24 protein-coding genes are annotated in these 24,307 nt (G+C 65.5%); 15 read left to right on the top strand and 9 right to left on the bottom strand.

Annotation, left to right across the window (positions count from 1 at the left end):
* The first annotated feature begins 48 nt into the window (after window positions 1-48).
* Genes I6F37_RS05350 through I6F37_RS05360 form a run of 3 tightly spaced genes read left to right on the top strand, consistent with a single transcriptional unit; the run spans window position 49 to window position 4,177 of the window.
* Window positions 49-2,862 carry a PAS domain S-box protein gene (locus I6F37_RS05350; RefSeq protein ID WP_036012869.1) on the top strand — a complete coding sequence of 938 codons (2,814 nt, stop codon included), beginning with the start codon at window positions 49-51 and terminating at the stop codon, window positions 2,860-2,862.
* Window positions 2,863-2,917: 55 nt separating this feature from the next.
* The gene (locus tag I6F37_RS05355; protein WP_036043568.1) at window positions 2,918-3,916 is read left to right on the top strand and encodes a P1 family peptidase; all 999 of its coding nucleotides are present in this window, start codon (window positions 2,918-2,920) and stop codon (window positions 3,914-3,916) included.
* A gap of 48 nt (window positions 3,917-3,964) precedes the next feature.
* Window positions 3,965-4,177, top strand: a complete 213-nt coding sequence (locus I6F37_RS05360) for a KTSC domain-containing protein (protein ID WP_036027804.1) — start codon at window positions 3,965-3,967, stop codon at window positions 4,175-4,177.
* 13 nt (window positions 4,178-4,190) lie between these two features.
* On the opposite strand, the gene I6F37_RS05365 is transcribed toward I6F37_RS05360, so the two are convergent.
* On the bottom strand, window positions 4,191-4,943 hold the full coding sequence (locus I6F37_RS05365; protein WP_225150521.1) for an EF-hand domain-containing protein: 753 nt from the start codon (window positions 4,941-4,943) through the stop codon (window positions 4,191-4,193).
* A gap of 254 nt (window positions 4,944-5,197) precedes the next feature.
* On the opposite strand from I6F37_RS05365, the gene rpe reads away from it, so the two are divergent.
* From rpe to I6F37_RS05390, 5 genes are all read left to right on the top strand, one after another.
* Window positions 5,198-5,899, top strand: a complete 702-nt coding sequence (gene rpe, locus I6F37_RS05370) for a ribulose-phosphate 3-epimerase (RefSeq protein ID WP_036012875.1) — start codon at window positions 5,198-5,200, stop codon at window positions 5,897-5,899.
* A 47-nt stretch (window positions 5,900-5,946) separates the two neighbouring features.
* Entirely contained in the window at window positions 5,947-6,546 is a 600-nt protein-coding gene (locus I6F37_RS05375) for a hypothetical protein (protein ID WP_225150523.1), read from the top strand.
* A gap of 90 nt (window positions 6,547-6,636) precedes the next feature.
* A complete protein-coding gene (locus tag I6F37_RS05380; protein WP_167361692.1) occupies window positions 6,637-6,777 on the top strand; it encodes a hypothetical protein in 141 nt (46 codons plus the stop codon).
* A gap of 5 nt (window positions 6,778-6,782) precedes the next feature.
* The gene (locus tag I6F37_RS05385; protein WP_225114378.1) at window positions 6,783-6,965 is read left to right on the top strand and encodes a hypothetical protein; all 183 of its coding nucleotides are present in this window, start codon (window positions 6,783-6,785) and stop codon (window positions 6,963-6,965) included.
* Between the two features lie 54 nt (window positions 6,966-7,019).
* Window positions 7,020-7,175: a hypothetical protein gene (locus I6F37_RS05390; RefSeq protein ID WP_225130793.1), complete on the top strand. Its 156-nt coding sequence runs from the start codon at window positions 7,020-7,022 to the stop codon at window positions 7,173-7,175.
* A gap of 27 nt (window positions 7,176-7,202) precedes the next feature.
* Here the strand turns inward: I6F37_RS05390 and I6F37_RS05395 are convergent, their stop codons facing one another.
* From I6F37_RS05395 to I6F37_RS05415, 5 genes are all read right to left on the bottom strand, one after another.
* A complete protein-coding gene (locus I6F37_RS05395) occupies window positions 7,203-8,636 on the bottom strand; it encodes a bifunctional serine/threonine-protein kinase/universal stress protein (RefSeq protein WP_225150525.1) in 1,434 nt (477 codons plus the stop codon).
* Window positions 8,637-8,639: 3 nt separating this feature from the next.
* Complete coding sequence (locus tag I6F37_RS05400) at window positions 8,640-9,380, bottom strand: metallophosphoesterase (RefSeq protein ID WP_036043558.1); 741 nt, start codon at window positions 9,378-9,380, stop codon at window positions 8,640-8,642.
* Between the two features lie 118 nt (window positions 9,381-9,498).
* On the bottom strand, window positions 9,499-10,104 hold the full coding sequence (locus I6F37_RS05405) for a hypothetical protein (protein WP_036027815.1): 606 nt from the start codon (window positions 10,102-10,104) through the stop codon (window positions 9,499-9,501).
* Window positions 10,097-10,783 carry a hypothetical protein gene (locus I6F37_RS05410; protein ID WP_036012886.1) on the bottom strand — a complete coding sequence of 229 codons (687 nt, stop codon included), beginning with the start codon at window positions 10,781-10,783 and terminating at the stop codon, window positions 10,097-10,099. The genes I6F37_RS05405 and I6F37_RS05410 overlap by 8 nt, the downstream gene beginning before the upstream one ends.
* A complete protein-coding gene (locus I6F37_RS05415; RefSeq protein ID WP_036027818.1) occupies window positions 10,780-11,550 on the bottom strand; it encodes a MotA/TolQ/ExbB proton channel family protein in 771 nt (256 codons plus the stop codon). The genes I6F37_RS05410 and I6F37_RS05415 overlap by 4 nt, the downstream gene beginning before the upstream one ends.
* Before the next feature lie 198 nt (window positions 11,551-11,748).
* Between I6F37_RS05415 and I6F37_RS05420 the strand changes: the two genes are divergently transcribed.
* From I6F37_RS05420 to I6F37_RS05430, 3 genes are all read left to right on the top strand, one after another.
* The gene (locus I6F37_RS05420; RefSeq protein WP_225150527.1) at window positions 11,749-13,119 is read left to right on the top strand and encodes a sensor histidine kinase; all 1,371 of its coding nucleotides are present in this window, start codon (window positions 11,749-11,751) and stop codon (window positions 13,117-13,119) included.
* Window positions 13,120-13,126: 7 nt separating this feature from the next.
* Window positions 13,127-13,780: a response regulator transcription factor gene (locus I6F37_RS05425; RefSeq protein ID WP_036027820.1), complete on the top strand. Its 654-nt coding sequence runs from the start codon at window positions 13,127-13,129 to the stop codon at window positions 13,778-13,780.
* 110 nt (window positions 13,781-13,890) lie between these two features.
* Entirely contained in the window at window positions 13,891-14,196 is a 306-nt protein-coding gene (locus I6F37_RS05430) for a hypothetical protein (protein WP_074448241.1), read from the top strand.
* Window positions 14,197-14,231: 35 nt separating this feature from the next.
* On the opposite strand, the gene I6F37_RS05435 is transcribed toward I6F37_RS05430, so the two are convergent.
* Window positions 14,232-14,819 (bottom strand): TetR family transcriptional regulator, encoded by a 588-nt coding sequence (locus I6F37_RS05435; RefSeq protein ID WP_036012895.1) that lies wholly within the window; start codon window positions 14,817-14,819, stop codon window positions 14,232-14,234.
* A 563-nt stretch (window positions 14,820-15,382) separates the two neighbouring features.
* Between I6F37_RS05435 and purB the strand changes: the two genes are divergently transcribed.
* Both purB and I6F37_RS05445 read left to right on the top strand, forming a co-directional pair.
* Entirely contained in the window at window positions 15,383-16,690 is a 1,308-nt protein-coding gene (purB, locus tag I6F37_RS05440; RefSeq protein WP_109143240.1) for an adenylosuccinate lyase, read from the top strand.
* A 168-nt stretch (window positions 16,691-16,858) separates the two neighbouring features.
* Window positions 16,859-18,031 carry a M20 aminoacylase family protein gene (locus I6F37_RS05445; protein WP_036012899.1) on the top strand — a complete coding sequence of 391 codons (1,173 nt, stop codon included), beginning with the start codon at window positions 16,859-16,861 and terminating at the stop codon, window positions 18,029-18,031.
* A gap of 19 nt (window positions 18,032-18,050) precedes the next feature.
* Here the strand turns inward: I6F37_RS05445 and I6F37_RS05450 are convergent, their stop codons facing one another.
* Both I6F37_RS05450 and I6F37_RS05455 read right to left on the bottom strand, forming a co-directional pair.
* Complete coding sequence (locus I6F37_RS05450; protein ID WP_225150529.1) at window positions 18,051-19,877, bottom strand: caspase family protein; 1,827 nt, start codon at window positions 19,875-19,877, stop codon at window positions 18,051-18,053.
* Between the two features lie 168 nt (window positions 19,878-20,045).
* Window positions 20,046-21,953, bottom strand: a complete 1,908-nt coding sequence (locus tag I6F37_RS05455; protein ID WP_036012901.1) for an acyl-CoA synthetase — start codon at window positions 21,951-21,953, stop codon at window positions 20,046-20,048.
* Between the two features lie 226 nt (window positions 21,954-22,179).
* Here I6F37_RS05455 and I6F37_RS05460 point away from each other — a divergent pair, with 226 nt between their 5' ends.
* Entirely contained in the window at window positions 22,180-23,259 is a 1,080-nt protein-coding gene (locus I6F37_RS05460) for a preprotein translocase subunit SecD (RefSeq protein ID WP_225150531.1), read from the top strand.
* Window positions 23,260-23,488: 229 nt separating this feature from the next.
* Window positions 23,489-24,295, top strand: a complete 807-nt coding sequence (locus I6F37_RS05465; protein ID WP_036012905.1) for a Crp/Fnr family transcriptional regulator — start codon at window positions 23,489-23,491, stop codon at window positions 24,293-24,295.
* Window positions 24,296-24,307 lie beyond the last annotated feature (12 nt).

Genomic DNA, 24,307 nt, shown 5'->3' on the forward strand with positions numbered 1-24,307 from the left:
CAGAACCCGCTACGATAAACGGACTGCCGGCGAATGAGACTAGCGGAGATGCTCAAGCCCATCTACTCGCGCGAAATGGACGTGCCTGCGCCGATCGACCGAAGCACATTTCTGTCGACCCTGCCGGCCACGTCGGCCGACCGCACTGCAGCATTGACGATTGTCGGTGTGTCCTCGCTCCTGTTCGCCGCAGCCGTGCCCTTCGCCGGTACCCCGCTCCTGCCGGTGCCAGCCTTCGTCGCCAGCTATCAATCCGCGCTGGCCGTGAGCGACATCGTCACGGCAGTGCTGCTGCTGTCGCAATTTGCGATCCTGCGCACCCGCGCGCTGCTGTGGCTCGCCAGCGGCTATCTCTTCACCGCCGCGGCGGCGCTGGTTCATGCCCTCACCTTCCCAGGGCTGTTCACCCCGACCGGACTCCTGGGCGCGGGCCGACAGACCACGGTGTGGCTCTACATGATCTGGCACGCCGGCTTTCCGCTCTGCGTGATGGCATATGCCTGGCTGAAGGAGAAAGACGGTGGGCCCCGGATCCGCGGCGCGGTAAGCACCGCGATTTATGCCTGCGGGCTCGGCGTCGTCGCCGCGATGGCGGTCTTCGCCTGGATCGTCACCGCGCAGCACGATCTGTTGCCGGTCCTGTTGAGCGAGGGCCGCTACACGGCGACCATGATCGGCGTCGTGTCCTTCGTGTGGTCGCTGAGCTTTGCCGCGCTGGTCTCGCTCTGGTTCCGCAGGCCGCATACGGTAATCGACATCTGGCTCATGGTGGTCATGTGCGCCTGGCTGTTCGACATCGCCCTGTCGGCGATCGTCAACGTCGCGCGCTTCGATCTCGGATTCTATGCCGGCCGGCTCTACGGCCTCGCCGCGGCGACCTTCGTGCTCGCGGTGCTTCTGATCGAGAATGTCCGCCTCCAGGCGCATACAGTGGGCCTCGTCGGAAAGCTGCGCCAGCAATCGGCCTCGCAACGCGACTATTTCGGCAAGCGCCTCGCGCTGTACGGCGCCGTGGTCGAATCCTCCAATGACGCGATCATCACCAAGTCGCTCGACGGCATCATCACCAGCTGGAACAAGGCCGCCGAAAACCTATTCGGCTACTCCGCCGCCGAGGCCGTCGGCAAGCCGATCGACATCATCGTGCCGCCGGATCGCAAGGGCGAGATCAGAAGCACCCTCAACCAGATCGCCAGCAATGAATCGATCGCCCAGCACGAGACGGTCCGAATCCGCAAAGACGGCCGCCCGCTCGACGTCGTCCTGAACGTCTCGCCGCTGCGGACCGACGATGGAGAGATCATCGGCGCTTCCAAGATCGCCCATGACATCACGGAAGAAAAGCAGGCTAGAGAGAAGCTGCGCCGCGAGACCGAGGAACGCCAGCGGATTTTCGAGACATCGCAGGACCTGATCCTGGTCACCGACGGCTACGGCAATTTCGTCCAGGTCAGCCCGAGCGTGCAGAACATTCTCGGCTACAGCCCCGAGGACATGGTCGGGCACAGCGCGATCGAGTTCATCCATCCCGACGATCTCGAGAAGACGCGGAGCGAGATGCGCGCGGCCCGTCGCGGCGCGGTCAAGCGCAGCTTCGAGGCGCGCTACTACCATTACGACGGTCACGAGGTCACGCTGAACTGGATGGGCACCTGGTCCGAGCCGGTGAAACGCCACTTCTTCATCGGCCGCGACCTCACCGACAAGCAGGCCGCCGAAGCCCAGCTCCGGCAGGTCCAGAAAATGGACTCGATCGGCCAATTGACCGGCGGCGTCGCCCACGACTTCAACAACGTGCTGACCGTGATCACGGGCACGATCGGCATTCTCAGCGACGCGGTCGCCGACCGGCCCGATCTTGCCGCGATCACCAAGCTGATCGACGACGCCGCCGAGCGCGGCGCGCAGCTGACCAAGCACCTGCTCGCCTTCGCCCGCAAGCAGCCGCTGCAGCCGCGCGAGATCGACGTCAACGCACTGGCGCTCGAAGCCGCCAAGCTCTTGCATCCGACGCTCGGCGAGCAGATCACCATCATGCCGCAGCTCACCGAGGATGCCTGGCCGACACTGGTCGACCCGGGCCAGCTCTCCACCGCGATCCTCAATCTCGCGCTGAACGCGCGCGACGCCATGCCCGAGGGCGGCACCCTGGTGCTAGAGACCCGCAACATCTTCCTCGACGACGGCTATGCCAGCATGAACCCCGACGTCGTTGCCGGCAATTACGTGATGATCGCGGTCAGCGACACCGGCACCGGAATCCCTGCCGAGCTGATCGACCGGGTGTTCGATCCCTTCTTCACGACCAAGGAGGTTGGCAAGGGCACTGGCCTCGGCCTCAGCATGGTGTTCGGCTTCGTCAAGCAATCGGGCGGGCACATCAAGATCTACAGTGAGGAAGGCCACGGCACGAGCGTGAAGATCTACCTGCCGCGCTCGACGGGTGTGCAGGAGACCGAGTTCGAATCGCTCCAGAATGCGCCAATCACCGGCGGTAACGAGAAGATCCTGATCGTCGAGGACGATGCCTTGGTGCGGCAGTATGTCGTGACGCAGGTCAAGAGCCTCGGCTACACCGCGCTCGAGGCCGCCAACGGCGCCGAGGCGCTCAATATCATCGACAGCGACGAGACCATCGACCTGCTGTTCACCGACATCATCATGCCCGGCAACATGAATGGCCGCCAGCTGGCCGACGAAGCCCACAAGCGCCGCCCCGACCTGAAGACGCTGTTCACCTCGGGCTACACCGAGAACGCCATCGTCCATCACGGCCGGCTCGATTCCGGCGTGCTGCTGCTGGCCAAGCCCTACCGCAAGTCCGAGCTCGCCAAGATGCTGAGGACCGCGCTCGCCGGTTGAGCCTGCGGCATTGCTGCGCTATCGCAGATCGTGAATTCTCAAACACGAGGCCGCCTTGAAGAACCTTCTCACCGATATCGCCGGCGTCCGGGTCGGCCACGCCGAAGATCCGAAAGTCGGTTCCGGCGCGACCGCGATCATCTTCGATTCTCCTGCGATCGCCGCGATCGACGTGCGCGGCGGCGGCCCCGGCACGCGCGAGGATGCACTGCTCGATCTCGCCAACACGGTCGAGCGCGTCGACGCTATCGCGCTGTCGGGCGGCTCGGCCTTCGGCCTCGACACCGGCGGCGGCGTGCAGGCCTGGCTCGCCGAGCAGGGCCGCGGCCACCGGGTTCGCGAAGCGCTGATCCCGATCGTGCCGGGGGCGATCCTGTTCGACCTGCTCAATGGCGGCGACAAGGCCTGGGGACGCTTCTCGCCGTATCGCGACCTCGGCTATGCCGCGGCGACTGCCGCCACCAGCGCGGATTTCGCGCTTGGCAGCGCCGGCGCCGGCTTCGGCGCCACCACCGCGACGTTCAAGGGCGGGCTTGGCTCGGCATCGGCCGTGACGCCGAGCGGAATCAAGGTCGCGGCGATCGTCGCCGTCAACGCCGTGGGCAGCGTCACCGTCGGCAATGGCCCGTGGTTCTGGGCGGCGCCGTTCGAAGTGGACGGCGAATTCGGTGGACGCGGCCTGCCGGACAAGTTCACCGAGGACATGCTCCGCATGCGCATCAAGGGCGGTCCTGCCGCGAGCGCGCGCGAGAACACCACCATCGGCGCCGTCGTGACCAACGCGGTGCTGACCAAGCCCCAGGCCAAGCGGCTGGCGATGATCGCGCATACCGGCTTCGCCCGCGCGATCTATCCGGTGCATGCGCCGACCGACGGCGACGTGCTGTTCGCCGCCGCCACCTGCGAAACGCCGATCGAGCCGCTGGTTGGCCTCACCGAGCTCGGCACGATCGCCGCCAACGTGGTCGCCCGCGCGATCGCCCGCGGCGTCTACAGCGCGACGGCCCTACCGTTTCCGGGCGCGCAGGCGGCTTGGAAGGACCGGTTCGGCTAGAAACGAAACCGTCACCCAAGCGTTACCCGGCGGACAAGGTGTGCGGCCATGCCCTCTTCCGTGATCCGCTTTTTTCGCTATGCGCCAGAGAGACGCGAACTGAAGGTGACGTTCGTCAGCGGGCGCCTCTATGTCTATGAGGATGTTCCGCCCGAGATCGCTGCTGCGTTCAGGGATGCGCGCGCAAAAGGAACGTTCTTCAATCGCGAGATCCGCGACCGCTATGCCTGTCGTGACATCACGCACGAACTTGCCGGGTAACTTCGGGACGCGCTCACACGCTGATCGACATCGATGAAGCTGCTGATCCCGCAGTGGCCTGCGCCTGGCGCTGCATCATCTGCCCGAACCAATCGTAAGGCGAATTGCCGCCACCTTTCGCATTCGACGAGCTGGCGGCGCCCGGCACCGTGGTCGACATCTTGAAGCCGTCGGCATAGGTGACGGTGGTGGTGGTCGAGCCGTCGGCATTGGTCGTCGTGGTCGACGTCGAGCCGCGGCTGGATTGCGACTGGGAATCCGAGTCATCGCCCGCGCCTTCCGCGTGATCACGGCCGTGACCACCCCTCAGCGCCTTCGTCATCTCGCCGAGATTGACGCTGCCATCCGCATTCGCGTCCATCTTCGAGAACACGTCGTCGGCCTGGGCCAGGTTGGTGCCGCCCGCTCCGAGCGCGTCCTCGAACTCGGACTTGGTGATCTTGCCGTCGGCGTCAGCGTCGATCTGCGAGAACAGATCCTTCAGCGCAGCCTCCCGGCCCTTCGACGACGAGGATGTGCCGTTGGCCGACTGGCCCTGCGCCGCGAACAGCGCATTCATCGTCTCCGCCGAGATCTGCGGATATTTACCTGCATTGACCGACGAGGTCGCGCCGGTCGTGCTGCTGCTGCCGCTGTCGATTGCGAACGGATTGGTCGGCGCGCTCTGCGAGGAGCCGGTCTTGTGCGCCGCCGACGACGATTTCGCGTTTGTCAGCGACTGGATCGCGTCGAGCGCGCTCGATACCGCACCAAGGGCGAACAACATTGCACAACTCCAACAGGATGCGGCATGCCGCGACCAATGTTCTGCGGCTGAACTCAGCAAGCGCCGTGCCATCGCGAAAAGCTCAACGAATTCCGCATCCGTCGGGTCGTGCAGGCCGCGGGAACATCGGCAATTCATGCCGCCGGCGGCAGAAATTTCCGCCCACAGGAAGCGCGCCCCTCCTGCATTGCCCGCCACAAGAGCCCATGTTAGGCGAGGCCATTCGTCGTCCGTCCGCCCCGGGAACACGCGCCATGACCCAAGCTTTCGCCCCCCGCCCCCTGGCCATCGCGCCCTCGATCCTGGCCTCGGATTTCTCGAAGCTCGGCGAGGAGGTGCGCAGCGTCGACGCCGCCGGCGCCGACTGGATCCATCTCGACGTGATGGACGGGCACTTCGTTCCGAACATCTCCTACGGTCCTGACGTCATCAGGGCGATGCGCCCGCACACCAAGAAGATCTTCGACGCGCATCTGATGATCTCGCCCTGCGATCCCTATCTCGAGGCCTTCGCGAAGGCCGGCTGCGACCACGTCACCGTGCACGCGGAGGCAGGTCCCCATTTGCACCGCTCGCTCCAGGCGATCCGCGCGCTCGGCAAGAAGGCCGGCGTCTCGCTCAATCCGGCGACGCCGATCAGCGCGCTCGAATACGTTCTCGACCTCGTCGACCTCGTGCTGGTGATGTCGGTCAATCCCGGCTTCGGCGGCCAGGCCTTCATCCCCTCCGCGATCAACAAGATCCGGGACATCCGCGCGATGGTTGCGGGCCGCCCGATCGACATCGAGGTCGACGGCGGCGTCGGCCCCGATGTCGCGGGTGCGCTCGCCGCGGCCGGCGCCAACGCTTTCGTCGCGGGCACCTCGGTGTTCAAAGGCGGCACGCAGGAGGCCTACAAGACCAACATCGCCGCGATCCGCAACGCGGCACTTGGGGCACGCGGCGAGGCGATCTGAGACCATCGCTATCCGAACCGGAGCCGCGGCCGCTACGACCAAGTGGAATGGATAAACTCCGCGCCACTCCGTTTACTGCCGGCCTGCTTCGTCTTCTCGCCGAGTCCCTTCAGGATGGAGAGCAAGTGGTCTGGCAGGGGCAGCCCGACGCCATCGCCAACGCGACAATGTGGCGATTTCTCTGGTGGATCGGATTTCCCTGGTTGTTGCTGACCGTCATCGCCGTCAGCAACGATTGGATCGACCAAGCGACCCAACCTCTGGCAATGATTGGAGTTGGGATGATTGCAGCTCCGTTCGTGATGCTGCTTCAAGACCGGCAGACGCTTTATGTGATCACCGACCGCCGCGCGCTGATCGTGCGCACGGCCTGGAGCAGACGCAGCGTGACCGCTACTTCGTTCGACGCCATGGATGAAGTGTTCGAAATCCTCGACATCGGCGGCGGCGTCGGCCACCTGAACTTTGCGTCAGGGCGCTCGACCCGTTCGCCCGATACCGACTACACCGGGCGCTATGGGTTTCGCTGTGTTCGAGACGCAAGGCGCATCCGGGATATCCTCGATCATGCGCGCACCGGCAAAGTACGTCGGTCGCACGCGGGAAGAACTGCGGCTTCCACGGGTTCTGCAAGGCGCAAAGCTTAAAATTGTAGCCTTGGTCCGTACTCATCCGGACTTCACTGATTCGCGCAAATCATTGCAAGTGATTCCTGCCTGTTTTCGCGGGAGCACATCATGACGACGACCCTGGTTTGGACTGGCGTGGCGTTGTGGATTGGTTTCAGTGCGTTTGTGGTGTTCGGTCCCTCGGCCGGACCGGTCGAGGCCCCGGCACGTCCGGCCCGCAACATCCGCCGCGACCGCACCAGGGGCTGACGTCCATGCAGATCGCACTCGTGAGGCGTCAGCCGAAGCGCCGGTGCCGGATTCCACGGCGCCCGCATCCGAGCCTCGATTATTTCTTCGGCCGCCTCGAGCGCGGCGATGGCACGCTGGACGACGATGCCGGGCTCGACAATTCGGACCTCGACCTCCGTTCGCCCGGCTCGCCGCGCCGACACTAAGACCTCTTTTCCGGACCGCCCATGAAACCGCATTGCCCGAACTGCCTGAAGGAAATGACAAAGGCGTCCGCGTCGCGTAACCTGTTCAATTGCGAGCCCTGCCGCGAGATCATCCAGTATTTCGGCGGCAGCGCCGATCACGGCGAGCCGGGACCGCAATTCTCCTGGCCGATCCGCCGCAAGCGCGCATTTGCCGTCCACGCGGCCTGATCCGGCCCGCAAATCGCCCCGGCCGGCCTAACCTTCGCCGGCATCCGGCCCGCCGCCGTCCCCCGCCAATCGCGGCGGCCGCACCACGGTGACGGTGCAGCTCGCCTCCGAGGCCACCTTGGCCGACACGCTGCCGAGCAGCATGCGCCGGAACGAGCTCTGTCGCGCGCCGATGATGACGTGGTCGACCTGGTTGGCCTTGGCAAACTCCAGGATCGCGGCGGCGGGATCGACCGCCTCCAGCACATGAGCCGACAGCCGGCTCTCGTCCAGCTTGAGCGGCGTTGCCCAATGCCTGAGCGCGACCAGACGATCGATATGCTTGTTGGAGCCCTGCTCGTCCAACGTCCGATCGATCGCAATCCGGTTCAGCTTGAGCACGTTGACGCAGGCAAGCCGCGCCGAGGGCAAGGTGGCGAGGATGCGCTGGGTGGTCACGCGCAGCGCCTCGTTCAGCTCCGGAGCGCCCTCCGCCGTGTCGAGCGCAACGGCGAGGATCGGGCTCGATGCGATCTGGGCTGCGACATCCGATTTCGCGCGCGGCACCATTGCGCCCTGGTTGAAGCGCCGGCGCCAGACGATGCCGAGGGAATCGCGCTTCACCCGCTCCGAGCGCGCGGTGAGCTTGACCTGGTCCGGATAAGCGAGATCGAAGGCAAGCTGGGCCGCAGTCGGATAGCGCCACACCGGCTCGATCTCCAGACAGCGCAACACCACCTCCTGAAGCCAGGGCGGATAATCCGCACGAAGCTTCCGCGGCGGATGCGGATCGCGCCACAGCCGGCGCCGCATCGCCCGCAGCGTCTCGCCCTCGCCGAACGGCCGCTCGCCGGTGGTGAAGAAATAGAGCAGCACGCCGAGCGAAAACACATCGCTGCGCGGATCGTCGCGCACCCCGAGCAGCCGCTCGGGTGCCATATAGGGCGCGGTGCCGTAAGGCAGGCGGAATTCCTCCTGCAACAGGTCCGGCAGGTGGTTGTGATGCGACAGGCCGTAGTCGATCAGCACCGCTTCGCCGCTCTCGCGGAACATGATGCTGCTCGGCTTGATGTCGTGGTGGATCACGTTCTGCCGGTGCAGATCCGCAAGCGCCGTGGCGATCCTGGCGACGAGCTGCCGCGCCTCGTCATAGGGCAGCGGCAGGTCGGGGAGCCGCTTGTACAGCGTGGCACCGGGAATGCGCTCGATCACGACATAGGCTTGGCGGGCGAAATCACCGGTGCCGAAGCAGGCCGGCACGTGCGGCCCCGCCAGCCGCGGCAGGATCATCATCTCCATCTCGAAGGAGACGATCGCGGCGGCGTCCTCGCCCTCCGACACCCGCGGGATCTTCATCAGCAAGGGGACGTCGATGCCGGGATGGGTGACGGTCCACAGCGTCGCCATGCCGCCGGCATGAACGCATTCGCCGATCGTAAAACCGTCGATCTCCGCGCCTGACTTGACCAGGGGTTTCGGCATCCGTCAGCGCCCCTGCAACAAGCGGTCGGCAAGCCAAGGCGGCAGACCGTTGTCGCGGATCCTGCTCGCTGCGGTCTCGACGTCATAGGGCGCGCGGCAATAGGTGATCTGGCACGACTCGGTGTCGAACAGCACGAAGGCCGCCGACGGATCGCCGTCGCGGGGCTGGCCGACCGAGCCGAGCACGGCGAGCCATTGCCGTCCGCGCAGGAGCTGCACGGGGACGTCGGTCTTCGGCACGAAGCTCGTCATCTTCGCCGTGACCGACATCGAATAGAGCGCCGGCCTGTGGATGTGGCCGCAAAAGGTGACGTGGGCCCGTGTCGCAATCAGGCTCTTGGCGGCGTCCACGGTCGAGCGGACATAGTGCCAGCGCTGGGGATGCGAGGCTTCCGCATGCACGAACAGGCGGCCATCGTCCTCCACCTGCATCGGCAATTCGGCCAGAAACCGCCGCTGCGCCGTGTCGAGGCGGCCGCGGGTCCATTCGATCGCGATCTGCGCCTCGGCGTTCATCGTCTCGGCCGTGGAATTGATCGCCTGGTCATGATTGCCGCGCACCGCGACGGCGCCCTGCGCGACCAGCTCCATCGCGGTGTCCACCACCCATTCCGGATCGGCGCCATAGCCGACGAAGTCGCCGAGCAGGACGATGCCCTCCGCGCCCTTCGCACGCGCGATCTTCAGGCAGGCCTCGAACGCCTGCCTGTTGCCATGGATATCCGAGAAGACAGCGAGAAGCACGCACCCTCCACCCCTCAAATTCTTATTCGGGGCCGATGAGGCCAAATTGAGGGAGGTCAACAGGATGCGCCAGCACTGGGCCGTTTGCCAGCGCTGCTCTACGATGATGGTGATGGGCCTATTGCTCGTCCTTCGGCGGCATCCGGGGCGGCGGAATCGGCGTGAACACCGCGTCCTGGGCACCGGCCGGCGGCGCAGTGAACTCGCCGGTCGAGGAATCGCCGCCGCTGGTCTCCAGGATGGTCTTCGGCGTCACATATTCTCGAACCAGGTCGATCAGGCTGCCGTCGCCGCCGCCGAAATCCGCCGCGCGCCCTCCTTGGGGATGTCCGGCCGCGATCTCGTTCTCGGCGGCGTGGGTCTTGTCGGCCAGCCGGTCATTGTACGGCACACGAAAAGCGCGCGGGATGCCGCTCGGGCGATTGTCCTCGTCCAGCGCCTCGACCCAGAGATAGATCGAGCCGGGATCGCCCTCAAGCGAATGCGGCTCGACGATGCGGGCCTTCAGCAGCTTGAACGTGGTCGGCAGCCGCTCCGTGCTGGCCCAACCGAGCAGGCCGCGCATTTCCGTGAAGCTGACGATGTAGAAGGTGCTGGTCACGACCACGGCGACCGCCTTCAGCGACCAGTGCAGCCGCGCATAGACCAGAACGACCAGCAGCAGCGCGCCGATGACGGCATACGCGACCGATAACGTCAGGATGACCGTTTGCAGGTTACTCACGGCGTACCCTCGTAGCGTTCCTGCTCACACCGGTCCTGGCATCGAGATCGCCGCCGTTGCGCCAGCTGCTGCGGAACGTCTCCAACAGCGATTTCGGCCGCTGATCGACATCGACGACCTTGCCTTCCGCATCGATCCGGAATCGGACCGCGGTCTTCTCGTCGCCGGTGTGGTCGAGCGTGAACTTGTTGTCGAAGATCACCTGCGCGGTGGGATTGAGCTTCTGCACCTTCACACCGGCCGTCACAGGCTCGCCGGTGGTGGCGACGAAATGCGAGACGTTCACGACGTACTCGCCGGCGAGGATGCCACGCACGGTGACGATCTCCTCGCGGATCGGCGAGGCGATCTTCTTGCCGTTGACGATGATGAAATTGTTGGCCCCGCCGCGGTCGTCGCGGTCGAGCGTGAGGAAGCCGGCCTCGCGGTGGCGATACCAGGCGATGTTGCCGGCGGGATCCTGCACGAACAGGTCGAGATCGTCGGGGTGGTTGTCCGGCCAGTCCAGCGTGATCATGAACTCCGCCTTGGAATCGATCTTGCCGTCCTTGGCGTCGGGGGAGACCGCCAGCAGCGCCAGGAAGAACAGGAAGGCGATCACCTGGAGCGCCTTGAACAGCATCACGCCCAGCGGGTCGAACGGCTCCTCGCGCGGATAGAGACCGAAATCATCCATCATGACGGCGTTCCCGAACCCTTGCGCTCCAGCACCGGCGTCACATAGGTCTCGGTCAGCACCACCGCGTCCGAGAACACCCGCTGGGTCGCGGCGTCGAGCATGTAGTACTGGATGCGGATCAGGATCGAGCCGACAAGGCCGGCCAGCGTCGTGTACATCGCGATCGCCATGCCGTCGCTCATCAAGCCCATCGAGGAGCGCATCGCGACCTTGTCGGCGGCGTCCAGCCCCGCGATCGGCGCCAGCATGATGATGAAGCCGATGATGGTGCCGAGCAGACCGAGCTTCATCAGCGTATCGGAGACGAAGGCGCCGAACCCGTTGGAGCCGCGCAAGCGATCGGCGAGATTACGTAGCAGCAGCGTCTGGTCGACCGGCCGGTAGTCCTGCGCCGCGGCCTTGGTCACCAGGCTTTCGATGTGGTCGCGCACCAGACCGCGCGGCAGCGCCACGGCGCTCGCATCGAGCGCCTTGCTGCCGCCCGCTGCCGACAGCACCGCGCGGCAGCGCCGCGTCGCCGCCCCTTCCCGCGCGATGGCCCGGGTCCGCAGGAAGCAGTGGCCGCAGGTGAGGACGTAGAGCGCCGCGATCACCGCTGAAATGTAGGTGCGATCCGAGGTCAGCATCAGGTGAATCAGGCCGAAGCGCCACAGCAGCACGACAGCGAAGATCGACAGCCCGGTGAAGATCATCCAGAACAGCAGCGCGCTGCGCTCAGATGGATCGGCAGCCTGGCTTGCGATTGGTCCAATCGTTATCGAACTCATGCTGCACCGCTCCTGGCTTGCAGGCGCCGGCCTGCAACGTGTCCTCACCGATTAGATCAAAGCCGCCGTTTCTGGTCCAAAGACCCATGCCCAATCCGGCTTGGGAAATTTGCCCGAGCTGCAATCCCTAGCGTTCTGCGATTGGCAAGGCACGGCGGCGTTGTTAGGCTGACCTTAGCAAACGTCGGGGGTGATCGCATGCGCCTCGTGCTTCAGCTTGTAGCTCGCCTGCTTCTAATCGTAGCGCTGTGCCTGGGAGCCGCGACCGTATGGGCCACGTTCGATGCCTATCGCAGCGTCGATCGGGCGACGGCGGCGTCGGCGCAGCGGGTCGCGCAGGCGCTTCAGGCGCTGTATTGGCGCGAGCTGTTGTTGCGCAGCAGCAGGGCGCGCGAGCATCTCCTGCCGGTTCCGGAGTGGCGCACGCTGGAGACGATGAAGCTGATCTCGCCCGGCGTCTGCGTCGAGTTCCAGCCCGCGGCGGCCTTCGAGAAGCCGCTCTGCGGCCAGAGCGAGGGGCTGGGCAAGACGCCGCCGCGCTGGTTCGCCGCCATCGTGCCGACCTTCCTCGGCAGCCACGCCGAGGTGGTGCGGCCCGTCAGCCCCCGCGCCGCAGCCGCCGGCACCGTCGTTGCGACGCCCGATGCAACCGCCGCGATCGCGCTCGCCTGGGACTACATCCTCAACGTCATCGACGTCGCGCTGCTGATGGCGGCGGCGATCGCCCTGCTCGCCTCGCTCGCCATCGCGCACGCGCTGGCGCCGGCGCGCGCGATCGTCACCGCGCTTCAGCGCATGGCGCGCGGTCAGTATCGCACCAGGCTGCCGCGCTTCCGCTCCATGGAGCTGGCAATGATCGGCAGCGCCGTCGGCGAGCTCGGCGGCCGGCTGGAGGAAGCGACCGAGCAGCGCGCCGCGCTGACGCGCCGCCTGATCGAGATCCGCGACGACGAGCGCCGCGCGCTCGCCCGCGAGCTGCACGACGAGTTCGGGCAGAATCTGTCCGCCATTCTCGCCTTCGCCAACACGATCGAGACGGCGAGTACGAAGCGGCACAAGGATGATGGGATCGCGCAGGACGCGCGCATGATCTCGCAGGCGACGCACCATCTGATGGCCTCGCTGCGCGACGCGCTGAACCGGCTGCGCAATCCGCTGCCGGAGGAGCTCGGGCTCGAGGCGAGCTTGGTCAATCTCGTCGACAGCTGGCGCTCGCACAGCGCCGCGCGGCCGGCGATCCAGCTCGATCTCAGGGGCGACCTCACGGACATCAGCGGCCCGGCCGCCACCACCGCCTATCGGGTCGCACAGGAATGCCTGACCAACGCGCTGCGCCACAGTGCAGCGCGCGAGATCTCGCTCCGCGTCGAGCGGCGCGCCGGCGAGGACGATGCGCTGCTGATCCGCGTCGAGGACGACGGCGGCGGCGATGCGGAGCGTGTCGCGCAATCGGCCGGCTTCGGCCTCACCGGAATCCGCGAGCGCGTCACGGCCGCCGGCGGATCGCTGTCGATCCTGCCCGCGAACCGCGGCCTCAGCATCGCCGCCACCATTCCGCTCGCTGCATGAGGCCGGAATGAACGAGGTGGCGGCAACAGGCATCTCCGTGCTGCTGGTCGACGACCATCCGATCGTGCGGCAAGGCTATCGGCGCGTGCTGGAGAGCCAGGGCGATTTGCATGTCGTGGCGGAAGCCGACAACGCCGCCGACGCCTACGGCGCGTTCAAGGCGCATGACCCCGACGTGGTGGTGCTCGACATTTCGATGCCCGGCGCGAGCGGGCTGGAGGCGATCCGCAACATCCGCGCCCGCAGCCCGCGGGCGCGCATTCTCGTCTTCACCATGCACAATGAGGCCGTGCTGGTGAAGGCGGCCTTCGGCGCTGGCGCCTCCGGCTTCGTCACCAAGAGCAGCGAGCCGTCCGCGGTCGTGAACGCCATTCGCAGCGTCGCCCGCGGCGAGCGCGCCATGAGCGATGACATCGCGCATGTGCTGGCGGAGGACAGCCTGTCCCCGACCGGCTCGGTGCTGGACCAGCTGGGCGAGCGCGAGATCGAGATCTTGCGCCAGTTCGCCGGCGGCGCCACCACCGAAGAGATCGCGGCGCATCTCAATCTCAGCGTCAAGACCGTGCAGAACTATCACTACCTGATCAAGTCGAAGACCGGCGCGCGCACCGATGCGCAGCTGGTGCGGCTCGCCGCGACCTGCGGGCTGACGAGGATCTAGCAGCAAAGCTGCCGCACAGGCTCATCCCTCGCGATCCTCAATCTGCCGAACGAAATTGGAACGGTTCCGATCCGGCTCCGGTTAGTACGGCAGACAAGGAGTAAAGGGTCATGAGTAAGGGTCACCCCAAAGCAGTCGACCATCCCCCCATCATCACAGTAGGCGAGCTCATCGACGAACTTTGCCGCCTGCCGGACACCGCCATCGTCCACTTTCGCTGTCCGATGTTCGATCAGGAGCTGACATTCTACCGGCTTCGAAGGCGGTCGAAGGACGCCGTCGAAATCGCGGTCAACGCTTATCCGGATAGTCCGCCGGTCGTGCCATCGTCCGATCCTGCCTTCCACACGCGCAGACATTCGGCATCCGCACCCTTGCCCCGCGACGGCGCCGCTCTCCAGAAAACGCGAGGTTGATTGACAGCACCCAGGGCTGAACGGGTTCTGCGGCCTTAGGCCGCCTTCAGCCCACGCAGCAGCAGCGCCAGCGTCGCATCGAGGCGCGCGGGGAGATCGGCGTCCTTCCATTCCTCGGCATGGGCCGGATGGTGGAAGCGGACGGTCGCATCGAAGATCGCGCGCGCGGTCACCTTGACGTCGCCCACGGCGAACTCGCCCTGCTGCACGCCGTCGGTCAGGATCGCGGCGATCTGGTCGATCATAGTGTCCTTGTGGCACTTGACGGCCGCGCAGGCCTCACGCGCCAGAGTCAGATAAGTCTCGAACATTTCAGGATCGTCGAGCACACGCGAACGCTTGGCCGCGAACAGCGTGCGCAGCCAGCGGTCGAGCCTGTCGGGCGCCGATCCCTGCTCCCTGGCGATCGCCAGCAGCGGGGCGTCGATGCGGTCCAGCCAGCGCTTGGCAACGGCCTCGCGCAGCGAGGCCTTGCTGGGGAAATGACGGTAGACGCTGCCGTGGCTCACATCGAGCGCACGGGCAACGTCGACCACGGTGGCCTTGGCAAGTCCGTAACGCCTGAGCACGTCCTCGGTGACTTCGAGGATCCGCTCCGGCGTCAAGACAACGGCTTCATTCATGCCAGCACCATGTTCCCGTTCAGGGCTCAGTTTACTCCGGCAGTAGGGCTGCTTCCGAAGCGCCCTGGCCGGTCGTTTCGGAAAGCCTATGCCTTAATGCGGCAGTTTTGCAGCCTGCGCCGCGATCTGGCGCGCCACCAGCAAATTGAGCCAATGCCCAATCACGCCAGTGAAATTGAGGATTTCGGTCGTCATTGTCTAAGTCTCCATTCGTCCGCGGTCCCCGCTCTTCAATCCGCCCTCCGATCCGAGCGTGGCTCGGATGTCGGGCTCCCCGGGGCTTGTCGCGGGACGCCCAATCGGAGCGTCCGAGAACGGATATACACGTCTCGCTGACAGATTTCAATATCTGTCAGTCAATGATCCGTGATTGACAGTTAATATCTGCGGCCAAGCGCCGCCATCCCGGCCGGCCGGTCCGGTGGAAAGGTCGGCGATGCCCTTCTTCCGGGGCCCAGACCGTTTGTTTCGCCCTGCCTGCTCTGTTACATCACGGCGTAAAAAGCATTTTGGCCGGCGCCGCCGTTCTCGGGACCGCCCGCCCACCTTCCTGGAGCCGCCCCATGATCCCCCGCTACACCCGCCCGGAAATGGCCTCGATCTGGGAGCCGCAGACCCGGTTCAAGATCTGGTTCGAGATCGAGGCGCATGCGGCGGACGCCCTCGCCGAGCTCGGGACCATCCCCAAGGAGGCCGCCCGGACGGTCTGGGCCAAGGCCAAGGACGCCATCTTCGACGTCGCCCGCATCGACGAGATCGAGCGCGAGACCAAGCACGACGTCATCGCCTTCCTCACCCACCTCGCCGAGATCGTCGGCCCCGAGGCGCGCTTCGTGCACCAGGGCATGACCTCCTCCGACGTGCTCGATACCTGCCTCAACGTCCAGCTCACCCGCGCCGCCGACCTGCTGCTCGCCGACCTCGACAAGGTGCTGGCCGCGCTGAAGAAGCGCGCCTTCGAGCACAAGATGACGCCGACCATCGGCCGCAGCCACGGCATCCATGCCGAGCCCGTCACCTTCGGCCTCAAGCTCGCTTATGCCTATGCCGAATTCACGCGTGCCAAGGAACGTCTGATCGCGGCGCGCAAGGAGGTCGCGACCTGCGCGATCTCCGGAGCCGTCGGCACCTTCGCGCAGATCGATCCGCGCGTCGAAGAGCATGTCGCCAAGGCCATGGGCCTGGTGCCGGAGCCGATCTCGACCCAGGTGATCCCGCGCGACCGTCACGCGATGTATTTCTCGACCCTCGGCGTGATCGCCTCCTCGATCGAGCGCATCGCCGTGGAGATCCGCCACATGCAGCGCACCGAGGTGCTCGAGGCCGAAGAGTTCTTCTCGGAGGGACAAAAGGGCTCCTCCGCCATGCCGCACAAGCGCAACCCGGTGCTGTCGGAGAACCTCACCGGCCTCTCCCGCATGGTGCGCGCCTATGTGACGCCGGCACTGGAGAACGTCGTGCTCTGGCACGAGCGCGACATCTCGCACTCCTCGGCCGAACGCATGATGGGCCCGGACGCCACCGTGACGCTCGACTTCGCGCTGGTGCGCCTCGCCGGCCTGATCGACAAGCTGCTGGTCTATCCCGCCAACATGCAAAAGAACCTCGACCGCCTCGGCGGCCTCGTGCATTCGCAGCGCGTGCTGCTAGCACTGACCCAGAAGGGCGCCAGCCGTGAGGATGCCTACAAGCTCGTGCAGCGCAATGCCATGCCGGTCTGGCGCGGCGAAGGCGACTTCCTTCAGCTGCTGAAGAAGGACAGTGAGGTGAAGACATATCTCACCGACGCCGAGATCGAGGAGCAGTTCGACCTCGGCTATCACCTCAAGCACGTCGACACGATCTTCAGGCGCGTGTTCGGGGAAGCGTAGGATCGTAGGGTGGGTTAGCCTTGCGGCCTGCGCCAAGCGCAGTCCGCTGGGCGTAACCCACCTCTTTCGCTCCCACGGAAACCGTGGTGGGTTACGCCTAGTGGATGCGCTTGCGCATCCACGGGGCTAACCCACCCTACAAACGACAACCAGAAAACGGATTCCCTCATGCCCATCGTCAATCGCGTCGCCGCCCTCTCCGACGAAATGGCCGCCTGGCGCCATGACTTCCACGAGAACCCCGAGCTGCTCTACGAAGTCCACCGCACCGCCGGCATCGTCGCCGATCGCTTGCGCGAATTCGGCTGCGACGAGGTGGTGACGGGCATCGGCCGCACCGGCGTGGTCGGCGTGATCCGCGGCCGCAAGTCGGCCTCCGGCAAGACCATCGGCCTGCGCGCCGACATGGACGCGCTGCCGATCATGGAGACGTCGGGCGTGTCTTATGCCTCGAAGGTCCCCGGCAAGATGCACGCCTGCGGCCATGACGGCCACACCGCGATGCTGCTGGGCGCGGCCAAATATCTCGCCGAGACGCGCAATTTCGACGGCACGGCCGTGATGATCTTCCAGCCCGCCGAGGAAGGCGGTGGCGGCGGCAAGGCGATGGTCGAGGACGGACTGATGACGCGCTGGAACATCCAGGAGGTCTACGGCATGCACAACATGCCGAACCTGCCCGAGGGCCATTTCGCCACCACGCCGGGTGCGATGCTCGCCTCCTCCGACAACATCCAGATCACGGTCCGCGGCAAGGGTGGCCACGCCGGCGCCGGTCCGCACAAATCTGTCGACAGCGTGCTGATCGGCTCGCAAATCGTGAACGCGCTGCAATCGATCGTGGCGCGCAACGTCGATCCGCTGAAATCGGCGGTGATCTCGATCACACAATTCCACTCCGGCACCGCCTTCAACATCATCCCGGAGGTCGCCGAGCTCGCCGGCACCGTGCGCACGCTCGACCCCGAAGTGCGCGATCTCGTCGAACGCCGCATCGGCGAAGTCGCCGACAGCATCGCCCGCGCCTATGGTGGCTCGGCCGAAACGAAATACACGCGGATGTATCCGGTGACGATGAACCATGCCCGCGAGGCCGCACTCGCCGCCGACGTCGCGCGCGACATCGTCGGCACTGAGCGCGTCAACGACAAGTTCGTCCCGATGATGGGCGCCGAGGACTTTTCGTTCATGCTGGAAGCACGCCCCGGCGCGATGGTGCTGGTCGGCATGGGCGACGGCAACGAGTGTCACCACCCGGCTTACGTCTTCAACGACAACATTCTGGGTCACGGCGCCTCGTTCTGGGCGCGGCTGGTGGAAACACGAATGCCTGCGGGGTAGCAGGCGGGCAATCACCAGCTCAGTTGCAGACTTCGACCATGCTGGTGCCGCCGCCGGCCGTTTGGCCGGCAGTCCTATTGCCCCACGTCTCGAGCCGACAACCCTGCCGGACCGGCCGGCACCCTGCACTGTTGCAAAAGACCTGACCGGTCGCCTGCGGTTTTGACGGCGCGGACTCGCTTGCCTTCCGCTCATGGTCTCGCGGTCTGGAATTCTCGCGCGTCGCAACCGGCTTCTTCTCCTGCACCTTTTCGCATTCGTTATCGTCGTTGACACGATAACCGGCCCGGCAGGTGATCTTCACGCATTGGTCGCCGTCGGCCTTGAATCCGAAATTGCACACCAGCGGACAAACCCGTCCCGGCTTGGCCTTCAAAGCATCGAGTGCGTCGACGCTGGCCAGCTTCACGTCGAACTTGGTGCCGGAATCTTTGTTGAACAGCGTCAGCGAGCGCTGCGCGGCCGAGCTCCACTCGCTTTCCGCAGACGAGGTCAGGCAACCGACGCGGCGCAGTTCGCTTTGTACCGATTTGGAAAGCTCGGCCGCCGATAATGTGGATGTGGGTCCGGGCGAGAGCGCAGCCACTTTCTGGTTCTCGACTTCGGGCATCTGCCGATCGGCGGCCGGCTTGGCGGCCTGCTCCGCTTTCTCGGCGGCCTGCTTGGCCGCCAGCTCGGCCTTGGCCCTCTCTGCCGCCTGTTTCTCGGCCAGCGCTTTCGCGGCCGCCGCCTCGGCAGCTTTGCGCTGCTGCTCGGCCGCTTCCGCCCTGGCCTGTTCAATCTGCTTTTGCTTCTCCGCAGCGATTCGCGCCTCTTCAGCGGCCTTCGCAGCAGCAGCCGCCTTCTCCTGCTCGGCTTTCTGGGCGCGCTCGGCGATAAGCCTTGCCTTTTCCTGCTCGGCCGCCTTGGCCTTTTGCTCGGCAGCCAGACGCGTCTCTTCGGCACCGATCTTGTTCAACTGCCCCTTGGCGAGGCTGGCATAGAAGCCGTCCGGATAGGTCGCCAAAAAGGCTTCCCAGGCATCGCGCGTCGCAAGCTGGAGCGCGAGCTCGTAGTCCCTGCGAACCGCGTCCTGGGGATTTGCCTGCGGACCGGTTGCGGCCGGCTTCATTACGAGCGGCACGTCGTCGCCGCCGAGCGAGCCATAGACATAGGGCTCTTGCTTGTAGCCGGTGCTCTTGAGCACGTCGTCGCGCACGAAGCCGAACGCCTTGCGCAGATCGAGGCCCGGCTTCGGCAGGTGCTCGACCAGCGCGGCAGCAAACGGACTGTTGCGAGAATCGCCGTCGGATGCGGTCGAGCCGGCCTTCGCGGCGAAGGCGATCATCGTGTTCGGGCTGGTTGGCTCGACCTTAGCGAGGCCGCGTCCGATCGCCCGCGAGGCCAGCGTGCGCTTCATCGTCTTCGCAAAGGGGTTATCGCGGCAGGCATCGAGGATGATCAGGCGCAGCTGTTTGGCCGGCTCGACCGCGAACAATGCGCGCTCGACAGGAATGGTTTCGTCGAGAACGTCGCCATTCGTCTCCAGCGTCGCGTCGGTCGGAATGAGATAATTGTTGCCGTCGAGCTCGATGCCGTGGCCGGCATAGTAGATCACCGCCATGTCCGCATCGCGTGACCTGCCGGCGAACTCGCGCAACATGCGCCGCATCTCGCTCGCACTGAGATCCAGCCTGACATCGACGGAATCGAAGCCGGCCTTCTTGAACATGCCGCCGATCAGCGTGGCATCGTTCGCGGGATTGGTGAGCTTGGGCGCGCTCTTGTAAGCGGAATTGCCGATGACGAGCGCGACCCGCCGATCGGCGTGTGCCGATCCGCAGGCCAGTAAGGTCGCAAAAATCAATAAACCAAATAGCCGAAACGGAATCACTGCAGCCCCCTCGGATGCAATTTCCTGAGACTATTCGGAGCGCCGACGAAAGCCAAATTTTTCTATGTGAGGCCCATCACATAAACGCCTCGATCGCGGCTTATAGCTAATGCAGTCAGCCCTCGCCCCGCAGGCGCGGACCTACGCCTGCACCACCTCGTGGCGCATCACGAAGGGTGCGAGCAGTGCGTGCACCTCCCCCTCCACCGCTTCGCGCTGCCCAGCCGGCAGGCCCGTCAGCGTGACGGTCGCGATCGAGCCGTGGCTGCCGTGCGGACCGACCTTCACCTTGCAATCGATGCCGCGCTCGACCAGCGGCGCCAGCACCTTGGTGAACACGCGTTCGGCCGCGTCCCAGCGCAGCTGCGGCTTGAACACCTTGCCGACGCCCGTCACCGGCATTGGATCGATCGGAATGACCTGCACAGGAACGGCGGCGCGCTCCGGCGTGCGCTCGCGCACCCAGGCTTCCAGCTCGCCCGGCTCAACCTTTGCGCCGGGCTTCAACTGCACGTAGCCTACCGGCAATTCGCCGGCGTAAGCGTCGGGCTGGCCAACCACCGCGGCGAAGCCGACGGCGGGATGGCGGAACATGATCTCCTCGATCGGCGCCGGATCGATGTTGTGGCCGCCGCGGATCACGAGATCCTTGGCGCGGCCGGTGATCCACAGATAGCCGTCGGCATCGAGCCGCCCGAGATCGCCGGAATTGACCCAGACCCCGTCAATGAAGGCACCCTTGTTGTGCTCGTCGTTGAGATAGCCGCCGAACACGCCGGGCCCGGCCATGATGACGACACCAATCTCGTCCGGCTTGCAGTCGCGGATCAGGCGGCCGTCGGCGTCGAGCTGCACGATGCGCACGCGCGCATAGGGCATGGGAAGGCCAACCGAGCCGAGCCGGATCGGCCGGCCCGGATAAGCGAGCGTGTGCACGCTCGAGGTCTCGGTCATGCCGTAGACCTCGACCACCGGCAGCTTCAGCGTCTCCTGAATCGCCGAGCCGACCGCGACCGGAATCGCCGAGCCGCCGCCGGCCGCATATTTCAGGCTCGAGATATCCGCATTCCCCGGCGGCACCGCGAGCGTCGCGGCGAGCACGGTCGGCACGCTCGACAGCGCTTCGGGCTTGAAGCGCTCGACGAGCTGCCAGATGTTCTTCACCGCATTCGGGTTGCGCCAGCCGCTCGGCGACAGCACGACCAGCGAGCCCCCGCCCGACAGCGTCGTCAGCACCTGGGTCAGCGATCCACCGACGTGAAACAGCGGCATGCCGAACAGCAGGTTGGCGCCGGGCTTGCCCTTCAACAGCAGATTGAGTGCCCAGGCCTGATAGACCTGGTTGGCATGGGTATGCCGCACCAGCTTGGGCGTACCCGTGGTGCCGCCGGTGTGGAAATAGGCTGCGATGTCGCTGCCGCGAATCTTGCGCCCGCTGACCAGCCGATCCGACGGCTGCTGCTTGATCAGGTCGCTGAAGGCGAAGATGCCATCGGCCGGATCGCCGCCGCCGAACACCTGCACGATGGCTTTCAGATGCTTCAGATGCGGGCGGATCTGCTCGACCTTCTGCCAGATGTCGGTGCCCGGCATCGGCCCGAGCGCCACCAGGATCTTGGTGTTCGCAGCTTCCAGGATTTCGGCGAGCTGGTGCGGCTCGAGCAGCGGATTGACGGGATTGGCGATGCCGGCGGCCTCGGCGCCGAACAGAGTGACGAACGCATCCGGCACCAAGGGCAGCATGAAGCTGATGACGTCGCCCTTCTCGGCGCCGAGCGCGTGAAACATGTTGGCGGCCTGGGTGACGCGCGCGATGAAATCGCGGTGCGTGACGACCAGCGGCGCGTCGGCGGGATCGGCATTTTGCAGGAACTGGATCGCCGCCCCGTCGGGATTGCGCTCGGCACCAAGCCTGATGGCGTCATAGGTGCTCTCGGCCGTGACGCGGTCGGCGTAGGGGACCTGCTCGAACGCCCGGACCTCCTCGTCCGTCAACAGTTCCGGATAGTCGTTGCCGATCAACCGATCGAGCGCGTGGATGCCCGCCATGAATTCCGTCCTCCCTCAGATGCATGTCCCCGCCGCCGTATCTTTTGACAGTTTGGTTCGGCGAGGTCTCGGCCGTGTTCGGCCGAGCCGGACCAGAATGATGGATGATTTGCCGTTCGTCCATTGCCTACCGGCTGCGCCACTTGAACCTCTGCGCCTGATCGAGGGACCAAGAACTGCCACTGAATTCACTCGCCAGCGCCCTGCCGCAAGACTCGAGGTCATCATGACGACGCCCCTGCGGAACCGGATCGCACGGCTGGTCGCTGCGTTCACAATGGTATCCGCGATCGCCCTGCCCGGCGCCGCGCTTGCCGACAGCCAGCTCGACAAGGTGCGGATCAAGGTTGCCGCCTTCATCGCCGACAAGATGGAGAAGCTGGGCGGATCGCGGATCGTCTACAGGGTCGACACCGATGCCTTGCGGGAGGCGGTCGTCACGGATTTGCGCGACGACGTTTACAAGATCCTGCGCGAGGGCCGCATCGCGTTCTCCGGACTTGCGATCCGCGACGGCGGCGTCGACGTGAAGATCGCTGACGGCAAAGGCCGCGAACAGTTCACGCGCAAGCTCGTCGCGGCGGCGGAGGGGTTGCCGACACACGCGCTCAACGTCACCGACGCCGGCGACGGGCTGCTCAGGCTCGCGCCGACCGATGCCGCATCCGCCGCGCGGCTGCGCGATCTCGTCGAAGATTCCATCGCCATGATCGAGCAGCGCCTCAAGGACGCCGGCGTCAAGCTCGCCAGCGTCCAGCCCGAGGGAATGGACCGTATCCGCATCTTGCTGCCCGGATTGATGGAGCCCGAGCAAATCACCGCGATCTTCGCCAGGAAGGTCAAGGTCGGCTTCCGCCTGATCGACCTCTCGATGTCCGCAGAGCAGGCGCAATCGGGCACGCCGCCGGCGGGCACGGAAGTCCTGCTCGGCTTCAAGGACAAGCTTCCTTATCTCGTCGCCAAGGACAGCGCGCTCGAGGGCGGCGAGATCAGCTATGCCGGCCCGGGATTTACCGGCGACAGCAAGGAGCCGATCGCATCGTTCCGCTTCAACGGCCGCGGCACGCGGCGCTTCGCCCATATCACGGCAGAGAATGTCGGAAAGCCTTTTGCCATCGTGCTCGACGACAAGGTGATCTCCGCGCCCGTGATCCGCGAGCCCATCACCGGCGGCTCCGGCCAGATTTCCGGCAATTTCACCCTGGAAGAGGCCAACAGCGTCGCCATGCTGCTGCGCGCCGGCTCTCTGCCGGGGCGGCTCGGCCTCGTCGAGCAGCGGGTCGTGCAACCCGCCGCCAAGCCGTAAACGAAGGTCGCTTCGGGCCCGTCAGCGACGCCCAAGCCCGCACGGCTGGCCCGAATCACGGGCCTGCGCGGCCGGACGCGCAACCAACGGGCAATTGCCGAAACGCCCGATCAGGCTAAAATTTGCCCCTTGCGGCACGATGGCCGGAAGCGTCATTCAAGCGGTCGTCATTCGATTTCGGCTATACGGGTGCCGACCAGGACTGAATGCCTTACGTGGGGTTAGTACCATGCCGTCCGGCAGCGCAGACGTTTCGTCGATCCTCGACCGCATCCTCGAAGCGGCCACGGACAACCTCAGGATCGCGAAAATCCTGGTCCAGATGGGGCTCGATCCCGACAGCGTCACCTACGAGGCGATCTTCAACCGGCTCCTGGAGATCTTCGTCCACAACATCACGCTCGCCAATCTGTTCGCCGTGGTCGGGGCGGTCTTCTTCGTCGCCACCCTCTTGATGCGGACAATGGTGCCGCTGCGCGTCGCCAACATGATCGGCTGCGCGTTCTTCGCTCTTTTCGGCGCGCTCTCCGCCAACGTCGCGACGTTCCTGCTCTATCTCCTGATGCTTCCGATCAACGCGCTGCGCCTGCGGCAGATGCTGAAGCTGGTCAAGAAGGCGCGCCATGCGGCCGAAGGGGACATGTCGATCGAATGGCTCAAGCCATTCATGACCGAGCGCAGATACCGGCGCGGCGACATCCTCTTCAAGATGCGTGACCCAGCCAACGAAATGTTCCTCACCGTCACCGGCAAGTTCCTGGTCAAGGAGATCAACGTCGAGATCGGCCCCGGGGCGCTGATGGGCGAGCTCGGCTTCCTCACGCCGGACAACCGGCGCACGGGGACGGTCGAATGCATCGAGGACGGCCAGGTGCTGACCATCACCTATGACCGGCTGCTCGAGATCTACTTCCAGGATCCGCAATTCGGCTATTACTTCCTGGTGCTGACCAGCCAGCGCCTGTTGCAGAACATCGATCGCCTGCAGAAGCAGCTGGCAACCGAGCGCGGGACCACCACCAACAGGATCGCGTGAGCGCCGCGCGGC

The sequence above is a fragment of the Bradyrhizobium sp. NBAIM08 genome (assembly GCF_020193935.1).
Lineage (GTDB): Bacteria > Pseudomonadota > Alphaproteobacteria > Rhizobiales > Xanthobacteraceae > Bradyrhizobium > Bradyrhizobium yuanmingense.

What these genes read in the sequence shown, in the direction of transcription:
- I6F37_RS05415 (WP_036027818.1), bottom strand. Translation starts at nt 11,550, where the DNA reads ATGAGTTCGATAACGATTGGACCAATCGCAAGCCAGGCTGCCGATCCA.
- I6F37_RS05460 (WP_225150531.1), top strand. Translation starts at nt 22,180, where the DNA reads ATGACGACGCCCCTGCGGAACCGGATCGCACGGCTGGTCGCTGCGTTC.
- I6F37_RS05380 (WP_167361692.1), top strand. Translation starts at nt 6,637, where the DNA reads ATGACGACGACCCTGGTTTGGACTGGCGTGGCGTTGTGGATTGGTTTC.
- I6F37_RS05410 (WP_036012886.1), bottom strand. Translation starts at nt 10,783, where the DNA reads ATGATGGATGATTTCGGTCTCTATCCGCGCGAGGAGCCGTTCGACCCG.
- I6F37_RS05350 (WP_036012869.1), top strand. Translation starts at nt 49, where the DNA reads ATGCTCAAGCCCATCTACTCGCGCGAAATGGACGTGCCTGCGCCGATC.
- I6F37_RS05360 (WP_036027804.1), top strand. Translation starts at nt 3,965, where the DNA reads ATGCCCTCTTCCGTGATCCGCTTTTTTCGCTATGCGCCAGAGAGACGC.
- I6F37_RS05385 (WP_225114378.1), top strand. Translation starts at nt 6,783, where the DNA reads ATGCAGATCGCACTCGTGAGGCGTCAGCCGAAGCGCCGGTGCCGGATT.
- I6F37_RS05425 (WP_036027820.1), top strand. Translation starts at nt 13,127, where the DNA reads ATGAACGAGGTGGCGGCAACAGGCATCTCCGTGCTGCTGGTCGACGAC.
- rpe (WP_036012875.1), top strand. Translation starts at nt 5,198, where the DNA reads ATGACCCAAGCTTTCGCCCCCCGCCCCCTGGCCATCGCGCCCTCGATC.
- I6F37_RS05395 (WP_225150525.1), bottom strand. Translation starts at nt 8,636, where the DNA reads ATGCCGAAACCCCTGGTCAAGTCAGGCGCGGAGATCGACGGTTTTACG.
- I6F37_RS05465 (WP_036012905.1), top strand. Translation starts at nt 23,489, where the DNA reads ATGCCGTCCGGCAGCGCAGACGTTTCGTCGATCCTCGACCGCATCCTC.
- I6F37_RS05455 (WP_036012901.1), bottom strand. Translation starts at nt 21,953, where the DNA reads ATGGCGGGCATCCACGCGCTCGATCGGTTGATCGGCAACGACTATCCG.
- I6F37_RS05435 (WP_036012895.1), bottom strand. Translation starts at nt 14,819, where the DNA reads ATGAATGAAGCCGTTGTCTTGACGCCGGAGCGGATCCTCGAAGTCACC.
- I6F37_RS05430 (WP_074448241.1), top strand. Translation starts at nt 13,891, where the DNA reads ATGAGTAAGGGTCACCCCAAAGCAGTCGACCATCCCCCCATCATCACA.
- I6F37_RS05390 (WP_225130793.1), top strand. Translation starts at nt 7,020, where the DNA reads ATGACAAAGGCGTCCGCGTCGCGTAACCTGTTCAATTGCGAGCCCTGC.
- I6F37_RS05445 (WP_036012899.1), top strand. Translation starts at nt 16,859, where the DNA reads ATGCCCATCGTCAATCGCGTCGCCGCCCTCTCCGACGAAATGGCCGCC.
- I6F37_RS05375 (WP_225150523.1), top strand. Translation starts at nt 5,947, where the DNA reads ATGGATAAACTCCGCGCCACTCCGTTTACTGCCGGCCTGCTTCGTCTT.
- I6F37_RS05420 (WP_225150527.1), top strand. Translation starts at nt 11,749, where the DNA reads ATGCGCCTCGTGCTTCAGCTTGTAGCTCGCCTGCTTCTAATCGTAGCG.
- purB (WP_109143240.1), top strand. Translation starts at nt 15,383, where the DNA reads ATGATCCCCCGCTACACCCGCCCGGAAATGGCCTCGATCTGGGAGCCG.
- I6F37_RS05365 (WP_225150521.1), bottom strand. Translation starts at nt 4,943, where the DNA reads ATGTTGTTCGCCCTTGGTGCGGTATCGAGCGCGCTCGACGCGATCCAG.